The 12606-nt window shown below is 71.9% G+C and carries 13 protein-coding genes, 1 tRNA gene and 1 other RNA gene; 11 read left to right on the top strand and 4 right to left on the bottom strand.

Features of this window, described 5'->3' with window-relative positions:
* Positions 1-66: 66 nt before the first annotated feature.
* Positions 67-915, bottom strand: a complete 849-nt coding sequence (locus QSK36_RS28630; protein WP_183538318.1) for a LysR family transcriptional regulator — start codon at positions 913-915, stop codon at positions 67-69.
* Between the two features lie 105 nt (positions 916-1020).
* Here QSK36_RS28630 and QSK36_RS28625 point away from each other — a divergent pair, with 105 nt between their 5' ends.
* The gene (locus tag QSK36_RS28625) at positions 1021-1746 is read left to right on the top strand and encodes an SDR family oxidoreductase (RefSeq protein ID WP_285784503.1); all 726 of its coding nucleotides are present in this window, start codon (positions 1021-1023) and stop codon (positions 1744-1746) included.
* Between the two features lie 118 nt (positions 1747-1864).
* Here QSK36_RS28625 and QSK36_RS28620 read toward each other — a convergent pair.
* A tRNA-Ser gene (locus QSK36_RS28620) sits at positions 1865-1950 on the bottom strand.
* An 86-nt stretch (positions 1951-2036) separates the two neighbouring features.
* Here QSK36_RS28620 and ffs point away from each other — a divergent pair.
* The 7 genes from ffs to QSK36_RS28585 all read left to right on the top strand — a co-directional run bounded on the left by ffs (position 2037) and on the right by QSK36_RS28585 (position 8503).
* Positions 2037-2132, top strand: an RNA gene (ffs, locus tag QSK36_RS28615) — signal recognition particle sRNA small type.
* 42 nt (positions 2133-2174) lie between these two features.
* Positions 2175-4424: a DNA polymerase III subunit gamma and tau gene (locus tag QSK36_RS28610; RefSeq protein WP_285784502.1), complete on the top strand. Its 2250-nt coding sequence runs from the start codon at positions 2175-2177 to the stop codon at positions 4422-4424.
* Positions 4425-4601: 177 nt separating this feature from the next.
* Entirely contained in the window at positions 4602-4952 is a 351-nt protein-coding gene (locus tag QSK36_RS28605) for a YbaB/EbfC family nucleoid-associated protein (RefSeq protein WP_139575517.1), read from the top strand.
* Between the two features lie 3 nt (positions 4953-4955).
* Positions 4956-5555 (top strand): recombination mediator RecR, encoded by a 600-nt coding sequence (recR, locus tag QSK36_RS28600; protein ID WP_142564086.1) that lies wholly within the window; start codon positions 4956-4958, stop codon positions 5553-5555.
* Entirely contained in the window at positions 5548-6078 is a 531-nt protein-coding gene (locus tag QSK36_RS28595) for a DUF5063 domain-containing protein (protein ID WP_079320095.1), read from the top strand. The genes recR and QSK36_RS28595 overlap by 8 nt, the downstream gene beginning before the upstream one ends.
* Positions 6079-6164: 86 nt before the next feature.
* Positions 6165-7439, top strand: coding sequence for an aspartate kinase (locus tag QSK36_RS28590; RefSeq protein ID WP_030508661.1), 1275 nt, complete (start codon positions 6165-6167; stop codon positions 7437-7439).
* Positions 7436-8503 carry an aspartate-semialdehyde dehydrogenase gene (locus QSK36_RS28585; protein ID WP_285784501.1) on the top strand — a complete coding sequence of 356 codons (1068 nt, stop codon included), beginning with the start codon at positions 7436-7438 and terminating at the stop codon, positions 8501-8503. The genes QSK36_RS28590 and QSK36_RS28585 overlap by 4 nt, the downstream gene beginning before the upstream one ends.
* Before the next feature lie 3 nt (positions 8504-8506).
* On the opposite strand, the gene QSK36_RS28580 is transcribed toward QSK36_RS28585, so the two are convergent.
* Positions 8507-9121: a hypothetical protein gene (locus tag QSK36_RS28580; RefSeq protein ID WP_285784500.1), complete on the bottom strand. Its 615-nt coding sequence runs from the start codon at positions 9119-9121 to the stop codon at positions 8507-8509.
* A gap of 164 nt (positions 9122-9285) precedes the next feature.
* Between QSK36_RS28580 and QSK36_RS28575 the strand changes: the two genes are divergently transcribed.
* The 3 genes from QSK36_RS28575 to QSK36_RS28565 all read left to right on the top strand — a co-directional run bounded on the left by QSK36_RS28575 (position 9286) and on the right by QSK36_RS28565 (position 11390).
* Positions 9286-9933 (top strand): TetR/AcrR family transcriptional regulator, encoded by a 648-nt coding sequence (locus QSK36_RS28575; RefSeq protein ID WP_285784499.1) that lies wholly within the window; start codon positions 9286-9288, stop codon positions 9931-9933.
* Between the two features lie 60 nt (positions 9934-9993).
* Complete coding sequence (locus QSK36_RS28570) at positions 9994-10965, top strand: LLM class F420-dependent oxidoreductase (RefSeq protein ID WP_285784498.1); 972 nt, start codon at positions 9994-9996, stop codon at positions 10963-10965.
* A gap of 74 nt (positions 10966-11039) precedes the next feature.
* Entirely contained in the window at positions 11040-11390 is a 351-nt protein-coding gene (locus QSK36_RS28565; RefSeq protein ID WP_183538335.1) for a YkvA family protein, read from the top strand.
* Here QSK36_RS28565 and QSK36_RS28560 read toward each other — a convergent pair.
* Entirely contained in the window at positions 11387-12583 is a 1197-nt protein-coding gene (locus tag QSK36_RS28560; protein WP_182901739.1) for an amidohydrolase family protein, read from the bottom strand. The genes QSK36_RS28565 and QSK36_RS28560 overlap by 4 nt on opposite strands.
* Between the last annotated feature and the right edge of the window lie 23 nt (positions 12584-12606).

Below are 12606 nucleotides of genomic sequence, written 5' to 3'. Positions count from 1 at the left end.
CTCCGTCCGGCGGATGTCCAGCCGATATGGGCCTGGCCCGCCGCGGGAGCCGGGAGGTGAGGATGGCTAGAGGCGGGTCGCGGCCCGGACCAGCCCGGCGACGGCGTGCGACCGGCTGTGCGGCGGCCATGCGATCACCGTCGTCACCGTCGGCGCGTCCAGCACCGGCACCGCGGCGAGATCGGGGCGCAGATAGGCCCGGCACGACTCCGGCAGCACCGCCGAGGCCCGGCCGAGCGCGATGAGCTGGCAGAGTTGCGCATGGTCCCGGGCCTCCGGACCGGGGCCGTCCGGGTATGTGCCGTCGGTGCGGGGCCAGCGCGGCGTGGGCAGGTCGGACAGCGCGGTGACGTCGGCCATCCGCAGGTGGGCCCGGCCGGTGAGGGGATGCCCGGCGGGCAGGACCGCGACCTGCCCCTCCGCGCGCAGCTCCTCGGTGTCGAACCCGGCCGTCGAGTCGAACGGCCGGTGCAGCAGCGCCACGTCGGCCCGGCCGTCGCGCAGCAGCCGCTCCTGCTCGCCGATCCCGCACAGGAGCACGTCGACGGCGACCGCGCCGGGCTCGGCGGCGTACGCCTCGAGCAGCTTCGGCAGCAGCTCGCCGGAGGCCCCGGCCTTCGTGACGAGGACCAGGCCGGGCCGGCCGGTCGCGGCGAGGGCGGTGCGGCGGGTGCGGCGCTCGGCGGCCTCGACCGCGTCGAGGGCCGCCCGGCCCTCGCGCAGCAGCACCGACCCGGCCTCGGTCAGCGTGACGGTGCGGCTCGTGCGGTCCAGCAACGTCACCCCGAGCCGACGTTCGAGCTGCCCGATCGCCCGCGACAGCGGCGGCTGCGCGATCCCGAGCCGCTGCGCGGCCCGCCCGAAGTGCAGCTCCTCGGCGACGGCGACGAAGTACCGCAGCTCACGCGTCTCCATGTCGCCACGGTATCGCCGGAAGCGAGTGATCGATACCCGGGAGGTATCGATGCCCACCCAAACGGTGTTGGAGGTTCCGCAGTGGGCGCGGACAGGATGAGACACATGAGCGAAGAGACGATCGCGCTGGTCACCGGCGCGAACAAGGGGATCGGATATGAGATCGCGGCCGGCCTGGGCGCGCTCGGCTGGAGCGTCGGGGTCGGTGTCCGGGACGAGGGGCGCAGGGAGGGCGCGGTGGAGAAGCTGCGCGCGGCAGGCGTCGACGCGTTCGGCGTGCCGCTCGACGTGACGGACGACGCGAGCGTCGTCGCCGCCGCCGGGCTGATCGAGGAGCGCGCGGGCCGCCTCGACGTGCTCGTGAACAACGCCGGGATAACCGGCGGCATGCCGCAGACGCCCACCACGGTGGACCCCGCCACGATGCGGGCGGCCGTGGAGACCAACGTGATCGGCGTCATCCGCGTCACCAACGCGATGCTGCCGTTGCTGCGCCGCTCGGCGTCGCCGCGGATCGTGAACATGTCCAGCACCGTGGGCTCTCTCACCCGGCAGACCACTCCGGGCGCCGAAACGGGCCCGATCTCCGCCGCGTACGCGCCGTCGAAGACGTTCCTCAACGCCGTCACCGTGCAGTACGCCAAGGAGTTGCGCGACACGAACATCCTGATCAACGCCGGCTGCCCCGGTTTCTGCGCGACCGACCTCAACGGCTTCCGCGGTGTCCGTACGCCCGAACAGGGCGCGGCGATCGCGATCCGGCTCGCGACCCTGCCCGACGACGGCCCGACCGGTCAGTTCTTCGACGACGCCGGGCCGGTGCCCTGGTGACCCACGGCATCACACGCGTCCGGCCTGGGTTCTACAAGGACGACGCGTGAGGTCCGGACACACGAAAGGCCCGGCTGGATGGACCGGGCCCTTCGTGTTTTTGCTGCTCAACCAAGCGCGGAGGATAGGAGATTCGAACTCCTGAGGGGTTGCCCCCAACACGCTTTCCAAGCGTGCGCCCTAGGCCAACTAGGCGAATCCTCCGTCGGACAGCTTAGCCCACTTTCCGGCGTGGTTTCGACTGTTGTCTCGACGGCCCGCGCACACCCGTCGAGTGGCTAGACTGTCCAACGGACCCCTCGCGCGGCGTCATCCTGTGAACCTCCCCAGGGCCGGAAGGCAGCAAGGATAAGCGGGCTCTGGCGGGTGTGCGAGGGGTCTCTCAGTTAGCGGGTACGCCGGCCGGGTCGACCCTCCAAGGAGGCGGCATGAGTCTTGCGCTGTACCGCAAGTACAGGCCCGGGACATTCGCCGAGGTCAAGGGGCAGGAGCACGTCACCGACCCGCTGCGCCAGGCGTTGCGCAGTGGCCGCATCCACCACGCCTATCTCTTCAGCGGCCCGCGCGGCTGCGGCAAGACCTCCAGCGCCCGCATCCTCGCCCGGTCCCTCAACTGCGAGAAGGGCCCGACGCCCGACCCCTGCGGGGAGTGCGAGTCCTGCGTCGCGCTGGCCCCCACCGGGCCGGGGCACCTCGACGTCATCGAGATCGACGCGGCGTCGCACGGCGGCGTGGACGACGCCCGCGACCTGCGTGAGCGGGCCTTCTTCGCCCCCGTCTCGGCGCGCTACAAGATCTACATCATCGACGAGGCCCACATGGTCACCCGTGAGGGCTTCAACGCGCTGCTGAAGCTGGTGGAGGAGCCGCCGCCGCACCTCAAGTTCGTCTTCGCCACCACCGAGCCGGAGAAGGTCATCGGGACGATCAAGTCCCGCACCCACCACTACCCCTTCCGGCTGATGCCGCCCGCGACCCTGCGCCGGCTCATGGAGGAGATCCTCGACTCCGAGTCCGTGCCGTACGAGCCGGCGGCGTTACCGCTGGTCGTACGGGCGGGCGCGGGATCGGCCCGGGACACGCTGTCGATCCTCGACCAGCTCCTGGCGGGCGCCGACGACTCCGGCATCACCTACCAGCGGGCGGTGTCCCTGCTCGGCTACACCGACGGCGATCTGCTGGATGAGGTGGTCGACGCGTTCGCCAAGCGGGACGGCGCGGCCGTGTTCCAGGCCGTGCACCGGGTGATCGAGGGCGGTCACGACCCGCGCCGCTTCGCCACGGACCTGCTCGAACGCTTCCGCGACCTGGTGATCCTGTCCAACGTTCCCGAGGCCGCGGGCAGCGGCCTGCTCGACCGGCCGGCCGACGAGCTGGAGCGTCTGCAGGCGCAGGCGGCGTCGATGGGCCCCGCCGAGCTGACCCGGGCGGCCGAGGTGTTCAACGCCGGGCTGACCGAGATGCGCGGTGCGACCTCTCCTCGCCTGCTGCTGGAGCTGATGTGCGCCCGCGTGCTGCTGCCCGGGGCCGACCAGGGCGAGGCCGCGCTGCTGACCCGGCTCGAACGGCTGGAGCGCGGCGTCGCGGCCGGGACGTACGCCGCCGCGCCGCAGGCTCCCACTGTTTCTCAGGCTTCCACTGTTCCCCAGACTCAAGCAGCTCCGCTGCCCGCGCCGCACTCCGCACCCGCACCCGCCGCTGCGGCTCCGGCTCCGGCCCCGGCTCCGCAGGTTCAGGCCGCCCCTCCGGCTGAGCGGAGCGCCGACGACTGGCCCACTCCCGTGCGGCCCGGCTCCGGGGCGGCGCCGCCGCCTCCGCAGGCGCAGCAGGCCCAGGCGCCCGCCGCGGGCGGGGGGCCGGTGCAGCACGCCTGGCCGCAGGTGCTCGAAGCGATCAAGAACCGCCAGCGGGTGGCCTGGATGATCCTCAACGCCCAGGGCAGACTGCTCGGCGTCGAGGGCAACGTCGTGACCGTCGGCTTCGAGAAGCCGGGCGACGTCCAGGGCTTCCTCAAGGGCAAGCGCGACGAGGTGGTGGCCGCCGCGCTCGGCGACGTGCTCGGCGGCACCTGGCGCGTCGATGTCGTCGTCGGCGGCTCGGGCCCCGGCCCGGCCGGCCCCGCCACCCGCGGGCCGTCCGGTCCGCAGACGCCCACGCCGTCGCCCGCGCCCCCGGCTCCGCCGGCCGCGCCCGCCACGCCGGCTCCTGCGGCCATGCCGCCCACAGGGGCCTCGCCCGCGCCGGCGCCGGCCGCCCCTCAGGCCGCCCCGGCTCCGGAGCGGAAGGCCGCCGCACCCGCGGCGTCGCCCACGGCGTCGTCCACGGTGTCGTCTACGGCGTCGGCTACGGCGTCGCCCGCGGTGTCGTCCGGCGGGACGACCGACGAGTCGTGGCCCGACGCGCCGTCCGACGACTACGACGCGCCGTCCCCGGCCCCGCGATCCACGCCGAGCCCAGGCCTGGCCGCCGCCCGCTCGGCGGCCAGGGCCGCCGCCCAGACCGGCCCCCGGCAGGCCTGGCCGGAGACGGTGCCCGGCCGTACGGGCGGGGCCTCCCGTCCGGACGACGACGTGGACCCGCTCAACGACGACGACGCGGACGTCAGCGAGCTGTCCGGCATGGCCCTGATCCAGCGTGAGCTGGGCGGCCGCATCATCGAGGAGATCGATCACTCCTGAGCGACTTCCCCGCCCGAGGGACGGCCGCCGCATGGACGGAGACTGGTGGGGTAACCGGTGTCCGTCCGGCCGCGACCCGGCGCGGAACACGCACGCCGCGCCGGTGCGGAAACCGGGGCGGACGCCGTAGGCTCGTCGCGACGAACATGTCGCTGGACGCTGAGGAGCGCAACCATCGTGAATCCAGGGGATGTCAACCTCCAGCAGTTGCTGGAGCAGGCTCAGCTGATGCAGCAGCAGCTCGTCACCGCGCAGCAGGAGCTCAGCGACGCCGAGGTCGAGGGCAGTTCCGGGGGCGGCCTGGTCGTCGCCACCGTGAACGGCAGCGGCGAGCTTCTCGAGCTCGAGATCAGCCCGCTTGCCATCGACGCGAGCGACCCGGAGGAGACCGCGCAGACGATCGCGGACCTCGTGCTCGCCGCCGTGCGGGACGCCGTACGCGCCGCAGGGGAGCTGCAGCAGGAGAAGCTGGGCCCGCTCGCGCAGGGACTCGGGGGCGGCCTCGGCGGCCAGCTGCCGGGGTTCTAGAGCATGTACGAAGGGGTCGTCCAGAACCTGATCGACGAGCTCGGGCTGCTGCCCGGCGTCGGTCCCAAAAGCGCGCAGCGGATCGCGTTCCACCTCCTCGCGGCCGACCCGGCCGACGTCAAGCGGCTCGCGCACGCGCTGCTCGAAGTGAAGGAGAAGGTGCGCTTCTGCCGCGTCTGCGGAAACGTGGCCGAAGAGGACCAGTGCCGGATCTGCCGGGACCAGCGGCGTGATCCGCACGTCATCTGCGTGGTCGAGGAGTCGAAGGACGTGGTGGCGATCGAGCGGACCCGTGAGTTCCGCGGTCGCTACCACGTGCTCGGCGGGGCGATCAGCCCGATCGACGGCATCGGCCCGGACGACCTGAAGATCCGCGAGCTGATGACCCGGCTGGCCGATGGCCAGGTGACGGAGCTGATCCTCGCGACCGACCCGAACCTCGAGGGCGAGGCGACGGCCACCTACCTGGCCAGGCTCGTCAAGCCCCTGGGATTGAAAGTGACCCGACTGGCCAGCGGTCTGCCTGTGGGCGGTGATCTCGAGTACGCCGACGAGGTCACCTTGGGCCGCGCTTTCGAAGGACGGAGGCTGCTGGATGTCTGACGAGTGGAACGACCTGGCCGCACGCGTCGCCGGACACGCGCAGAACTTCATCGACGGCCTCACCCGCCTGGCCGGCGGTGAGGGCGGCGACGCGACGCTGCCGCTTCTCCTGGTGGAGGTGGCCCAGGTCAGCCTCGCGGGCACCCAGCTCGGAGCCGCCCAGGACGTGATCCTGCAGGGCAACGTCGAGCCCGCGCTGAGCGAGGACCCCGACATCGACCCCCTCCGTACGGCTCTCGCCGCCCGCCTCGGCCCGGTGGACGACTACGCCGAGGTGTTCGACCCCTACAAGGACACCGTGGTCACCCCCTACCGGCTTTCGGACGACCTCACGGCGGTGGCGGCCGACCTCATCCACGGGCTGCGGCACTACCAGGCGGGCCGTCCGCTCGAGGCGCTGTGGTGGTGGCAGTATTCCTACTTCAACACCTGGGGCAACCACGCGGGCGCGGCGTTGCGGGCCCTGCAGGCGCTGGTCGCGCACACCCGGCTGGACGTCGTGGAAGAGGGCACCACGGTCTGAGCGTCCACATGCTGGTCGGTGCCGGTCTCGGTTTGGGACGTCCAAGTACACTGTGAGCTCCACGTCCTGATTCGTTGGAGATTCCAGTGGCGCTCGTTGTGCAGAAGTACGGTGGTTCCTCCGTAGCCGACGCGTCCTGCATCAAGCGGGTCGCCCAGCGGATCGTCGCGACGAAAAAAGCGGGCAACGACGTCGTGGTGGTGGTCTCCGCGATGGGCGACACCACCGATGAACTGCTCGACCTGGCCCAGCAGGTGTCGCCGCTGCCGCCCGGCCGCGAGCTCGACATGCTGCTGACCTCGGGTGAGCGGATCTCGATGGCGCTGCTCGCGATGGCGATCGCCAACCTCGGTCACGAGGCGCGCAGCTTCACCGGCTCGCAGGCCGGTGTCATCACCGACTCGACGCACGGCAAGGCGCGCATCATCGACGTGACGCCCAGCCGCATCCAGGAGGCCGTCGACGCCGGTCAGATCGCGATCGTGGCCGGGTTCCAGGGCGTCTCCCAGGACAGCAAGGACATCACGACGCTGGGCCGGGGTGGTTCGGACACGACGGCCGTCGCTCTCGCGGCGGCGCTCGGCGCGGACGTCTGCGAGATCTACACCGACGTGGACGGCATCTACACCGCCGATCCCCGCATCGTCCGTACGGCGCGGCAGATCCCGCGGATCTCCTACGACGAGGCCATGGAGATGGCGGCGTGCGGGGCGAAGATCCTGCACCTGCGCTGCGTGGAGTACGCCCGCAGGTTCGACCTGCCCATCCACGTCAGAAGCTCGTTCAGCACGAGGGAAGGCACCTGGGTCGTCTCCGACCCCTACAGCGAAGGAACCGAAGTGGAGCAGCCCATCATCTCCGGGGTCGCGCACGACCGGAGCGAGGCCAAGATCACTGTGGTCGGGGTGCCCGACAAGGTCGGCGAGGCCGCCGCCATCTTCCGCACGCTGGCGGACGCGGAGATCAACATCGACATGATCGTGCAGAACGTGTCGGCCGCGGCGACCGGTCGCACCGACATCTCCTTCACGCTCCCGGCCAACGACAGCCAGACGGCCCTCACGGCGCTGAAGAAGATCCAGAACCAGGTCGCCTTCGAGTCGCTGCTGTACGACGACCAGATCGGCAAGGTCTCCCTGATCGGCGCGGGCATGCGCTCGCACCCGGGCGTCACCGCCAAGTTCTTCGGCGCGCTGGCCGACGCCGGGGTGAACATCGAGATGATCTCGACGTCGGAGATCCGCATCTCCGTGGTCGTGGGACAGAACGAGGTGGACACCGCGGTCGCCGCCGCCCACCGCGCGTTCGACCTCGACGCCGACCAGGTCGAGGCCGTTGTGTACGGAGGTACCGGACGATGAGCCGCAAGCCCACCCTCGCCGTCGTCGGCGCGACCGGTGCCGTCGGCACCGTCATGCTCGAGATCCTGACCAACCGCACCGACCTGTCCGACGCGTACGGCGAGATCCGGCTGATCGCCTCGCCGCGCTCGGCGGGCAAGGTGCTGAGCGTGCGCGGCGCGGACGTCGTCGTCCAGGCGCTGTCGCCGGAGGCGTTCGACGGCGTCGACATCGCGATGTTCGACGTGCCGGACGAGGTTTCCGCCGAGTGGGCGCCGATCGCCGCCTCGCGCGGCGCGGTGGCCGTGGACAACTCCGGCGCCTTCCGGATGGACCCGGACGTGCCGCTCGTGGTGCCCGAGTGCAACCCCGAGCAGGCCCGCAACCGGCCCAAGGGGATCATTTCGAACCCCAACTGCACCACGCTGTCGATGATGGCCGCGATGGGCGCCCTGCACCGCGAGTGGGGTCTGCGCGAGCTGGTCGTCTCCTCCTACCAGGCGGTGTCCGGCGCCGGGGTGGCCGGCCCCGAGCGGCTGTACGCCGAGATCGAGGCCGTCGCCGGCGACCGGACGATGGGCACCGTGGCGGGTGACGTGCGCAAGGCCGTGCCCGACCTGGCCGACTCGCCGTTCCCGGCTCCGCTGGCGCTCAACGTGGTGCCGCTGGCGGGCTCGCTCAAGGACGGCGGCTGGACGTCGGAGGAGCTGAAGGTCCGCAACGAGTCGCGCAAGATCCTCGGCATCCCCGACCTGAAGGTCTCGGCGACCTGCGTCCGCGTCCCGGTGGTGACCACCCACTCGCTGGCCGTCCACGCGACGTTCGAGCGGGAGGTCACGGTCGAGGGCGCCCGGGCGATCCTGGACGCCGCGCCGACCGTCGTGGTGCTCGACGACCCCGCGAACGGCGTGTTCCCCACGCCGGCGGACGTCGTGGGCACCGACCCGACCTACGTCGGCCGGATCCGCCAGGCGCTCGACTTCCCGAACACGCTCGACCTGTTCGTGTGCGGCGACAACCTGCGCAAGGGCGCCGCGCTCAACACCGCCGAGATCGCCGCGCTGGTCGCCACCGAGTTCGCGTAAGAGTCACCTGAACAGCACGTCCCAGTGGGTGGGCTCGTCCGCCCACACGTCGGACGGCGCGGCGCGGTACAGTGCCGCGCCGTCCGCGCGCGTGCGCCAGTAGCGGTAGGTCCGGGTGACGTACGCGTCGAGGCACCGGTTGTGCGCGAGGTCCACCTTGTAGCCGGTGCCGTGGCTGTAGCGGCCGTCGGCGTGCCGGGTCTCGGTGCCGCCGGTGACCGTCACCGGGCAGCCGCTGTCCCGCCGCAGGTCGACGGTGCGCATCAGGGTGCCATACCGGATGGCCTCCAGCGACGTGCAGTACGGACGGCGGCGGTCGGCGCAGTCTCCGGTGGACTTCCAGCGCACCCCGGCGTCGAGCAGCAGGCCGGCCGCCCGCGCGTGGTCGATCCGCTCGTCCGCCGCCGTGGTGTCCCAGGTCTTCACCGTGGCGGTGAACGTGCCGGCCAGCAGCGGAGGAAGGGAGATCTCCCCCCTCACCTCGACGCCGACGCCGGGATCGGCCGCGGGCGGCGGGGACGGCGGTGGGACGGGGTTCCTGTCGTGCTGCATGGGCAGGGAGATCAGTACGGCGGTGCCGATGCCGGCCAGCCCCCGCCATGACGGGCGGACGTCCACGTGCCTCGTTTCCTTGGTGTTTCCTCGGTCGACGACGGGGGCTGAGGTCTTCAATGCCACACGCGGGGGCGGTCGGCCCGCTGCCACGAGGCGATTTGCCGCGACCCGTGGATCATCTTGTCGGTTCATGACCGGACGCGGGCCCGAGCCGTACAGTGACGAGCGTGGCCGAGAGTACACGGGAGCAGATCGTCGAGACGGCCCTCCGGTTGTTCAGGGATCGGGGGTACGAGGCGACCACGATGCGTGCCATCGCCGCGGAGGCGGGCGTGTCGGTGGGCAACGCCTACTACTACTTCAGGTCCAAAGAGCAGCTGATCCAGGCGTACTACGACCGGGCGCAGGAGACGCACGAGGCGGCCTGCCGTGAGGTGTTCGCCGCCGAGCGGTCGTTCGCCGGACGGCTCGGGGGCGTGCTGCGGGAATGGGTGCGGATCTCCGAGCCCTACCACGAGTTCGCGGTGAAGTTCTTCAAGCACGCGGCGGAGCCCAGCAACCCCCTGAGCCCGTTCAGCGCCGAGTCGGCGCCCGCCCGCGAGTCGGCCATCGCGCTCTACCGGGAGGTGGTCGAGGGATCGGCCGGGCGGATGGACGACGAGCTGCGCGAGGAGCTTCCCGAGCTGCTGTGGCTGCTGTGGATGGGGGTCGTGTTGTTCTGGGTGCACGACAGCTCGCCCGGCTGCGCGCGCACCTTTCGGCTGATCGACCGGGTCGTCCCGCTCGTCGACCGGCTGGTCGGCCTGTCGCACCTGCCCGGCATCAAGGGCGTGGCCAGGGAGGTCATCGAGGTGGTCCACGAACTTCGGGCGTGACCGCGACTCCATACCGTCCGGTTGGTATGGTCAGGGTCCGAGACCTTGGAAGGGGTGGCCGTGGACCGCTGGGGCATGACGATTCCGTTCTTCGGGCAGACGCCGGTCGAGTCGAAGGAGCTCGTCACCGAGCTGCCCGCGCTTGGCTACACCGACGCGTGGTCGGCCGAGGTGGGCGGCACGGACGGGTTCGTCCCGCTGGCCCTGGCGGCCGAGTGGGCGCCGTCCCTGCGCCTGGGCACCGCGATCGTCCCCGTCTACACCCGCGGCCCGGCCCTGCTGGCCATGTCGGCGGCCACGCTGGCCGACCTCGCGCCCGGCAGGTTCGTGCTGGGCATCGGCGCGTCGTCCCCGGTGATCGTGGGCAACTGGAACGCCGGCGAGTTCGACAAGCCGTACGCGCGGGTCCGCGACACCCTGCGATTCCTGCGGGCGGCGCTGGCCGGGGAGAAGGTCACCGAGAGCTACGAGACCTTCGCCGTGAAGGGCTTCCGGCTGGAGAAGGCCCCTGCGACGCCGCCGAAGATCGTGCTCGCCGCGCTGCGGCCCGGGATGCTCCGCCTGGCCGCCCGCGAGGCCGACGGCGCCATCACCAACTGGCTGTCGCCCGGGGACGTACTGAAGGTGCGGGGCGAGCTGGGGCCGGGGACCGAGCTGATCGCGCGCCTTTTCGTCGTGGTGACCGAGGACGCGGCGAAGGCGCGCGAGATCGGCCGCCGGCTGCTGGCCGCCTACCTCACCGTGCCGGTGTACGCGGCGTTCCACGAGTGGCTGGGCCGGGGAGAGCTGCTGCGGCCCATGCGGGAGGCGTGGGCGGCGGGGGACCGCAAGGCCGCGCTGAAGGCGATCCCCGACGAGGTGGTGGACGACCTCGTCGTGCACGGCGACGCGGCGACCTGCCGGGCCCGGGTGCGGGAGTATGTGGCCGCCGGGCTGGACACGCCCGTGCTGGCCCCGCTGCCCGTGCATGATCCGACAGGGGGCGACCTGCCGCTCGCCGACACCGTACGGGCGCTCGCGCCCGGCGCCTGACGGAACCGGTGGGGCGCCGCCGTACGTTAAGCAGAGGGCAAAGCGGGCAGAGGCGTTCCCCTGGAGGTGTCCTCATGGTGAAGGCAGGACGTGCGGCGGCCACCTGGCGCGCCTACCGCGAGGTCTCCAAGCCCGGCTCGCCGGGATTCGGGGCCCGGCTGCGGGCCGTGCCCCGGATGCTCCGCGCCGCGGTGAAGGGCGACTACCCCGGCCTGACCAAGGGCAAGATCGCCATGCTCGGCATGGCCGTGGCGTACATCGTGTCGCCCATCGACGTGGTCCCCGACTTCCTCCTCGGTATCGGCGTGGTCGACGACTTCGGCGTGTTCCTGTGGCTGGCGACCGCGCTGCTCGGCGAGAGCGGCCAGTTCGTCGAGTGGGAGCACGGCGGCCGGCCCGCCCAGACCGGCAAGGTCCGGCGTTAGAGCTGCTCCTGCCGCAGCCAGGCCCGCGAGGGCAGCGGGTGGCCGAACAGGCGGGCGGCGTTGCCGTACGAGACCCTGGCGATGTCGGCGGGGGGCAGGCTGCCGAGGTTGCGGGCCACGGCGCGCTGGGTGTCGGGCCAGGTGGACTCCGCGCGCGGGTAACCGGCCTCAAGCAGCACGCGCTCCATGCCCACGGCGAGCCGCACCGAGCTCAGCGCGCTGTCGTCGAGCGTGCCGAAGAAGAAGTTGCGCCGCAGCACCTCGCTGGGCTTGAGGCCGCCCTCCCAGCTCGGCTCGCCGGCCACGGGGTGATCGAGCGCGTAGTCGGCCCGCTCGGCGAGCATCGGCAGCCACCCGACGCCGCCCTCCACGATGAGGACGCGCAGCTTGGGGAAGCGCAGCGCCACCCCCGACCACAGCCAGTCGGCGCAGGCGAACATCGCGCTCGCCGGGATCAGCGTGGTGATCGCCTCGACCGGGGTGTCGGGTGAGGGCACCGGCGCCCAGGAGGACGCGCCGGTGTGCAGGCACACGACCGTCCCGGTCTCCTCGCAGGCGGCGAAGAACGGGTCCCAGTGGCGGCTGTGGATGGACGGCAGCCGCAGCCGGGTGGGGAACTCGGGGAACACGACGGCCTTGAAACCGCGTGACGCGTTGGCCCTGATCTCCTTCGCCGCGATCTCGGGGTCGGGGAGCCAGGGAAGCTGGAGCGCGATCATGCGCTCGGGGTAGGTGCCGGCCCACACGTCGACGTGCCAGTCGTTCCAGGCGCGTACCAGCGCGAGCCCGAGGTCCTGGTCGCGGGTGCGGCCGAACGCGACCCCCGCCTGGCTCGCCAGCATGCCGGGGAAGCACAGGGCCGCCCAGATCCCGGCCCGGTCCATGTCGCCGATCCGGGCCTCGATGTCGTAGCAGCCCGGCCGCATGTCCTCGAAGCGGACGGGATCGAGCGTCCACTGCTCCTTGGGCAGGCCCGCGCCCACGTCCAGCCCGGCGCAGGGATAGGTGGCGCCGCTGTACCGCCACACCTGGTGGCCCGAGTCGGTCTCGACGACCTTGGGCGCGAGGTCCTTGTACTTCTCGGGGAGGCGGTCCTCGAAGAGGTCGGCCGGCTCGATCAAGTGATCATCGACCGAGATGATCACGTAGTCCCGCCGCCTCGGCTCTGGGTCGGGATGCAGCGGCGTAGTCACGGTAGTAAACGGTAGGGCCAAGG

Origin of the sequence: Microbispora sp. NBRC 16548 (genome assembly GCF_030268985.1) — a bacterium.
GTDB classification, from domain to species: domain Bacteria; phylum Actinomycetota; class Actinomycetes; order Streptosporangiales; family Streptosporangiaceae; genus Microbispora; species Microbispora catharanthi.
Note: the sequence above shows the minus strand (reverse complement) of the source record. Positions and strands in the feature narration are given on the sequence as shown.

What these genes read in the sequence shown, in the direction of transcription:
- QSK36_RS28630 (WP_183538318.1), bottom strand. Translation starts at nt 915, where the DNA reads ATGGAGACGCGTGAGCTGCGGTACTTCGTCGCCGTCGCCGAGGAGCTG.
- QSK36_RS28625 (WP_285784503.1), top strand. Translation starts at nt 1,021, where the DNA reads ATGAGCGAAGAGACGATCGCGCTGGTCACCGGCGCGAACAAGGGGATC.
- QSK36_RS28610 (WP_285784502.1), top strand. Translation starts at nt 2,175, where the DNA reads ATGAGTCTTGCGCTGTACCGCAAGTACAGGCCCGGGACATTCGCCGAG.
- recR (WP_142564086.1), top strand. Translation starts at nt 4,956, where the DNA reads ATGTACGAAGGGGTCGTCCAGAACCTGATCGACGAGCTCGGGCTGCTG.
- QSK36_RS28595 (WP_079320095.1), top strand. Translation starts at nt 5,548, where the DNA reads ATGTCTGACGAGTGGAACGACCTGGCCGCACGCGTCGCCGGACACGCG.
- QSK36_RS28585 (WP_285784501.1), top strand. Translation starts at nt 7,436, where the DNA reads ATGAGCCGCAAGCCCACCCTCGCCGTCGTCGGCGCGACCGGTGCCGTC.
- QSK36_RS28565 (WP_183538335.1), top strand. Translation starts at nt 11,040, where the DNA reads ATGGTGAAGGCAGGACGTGCGGCGGCCACCTGGCGCGCCTACCGCGAG.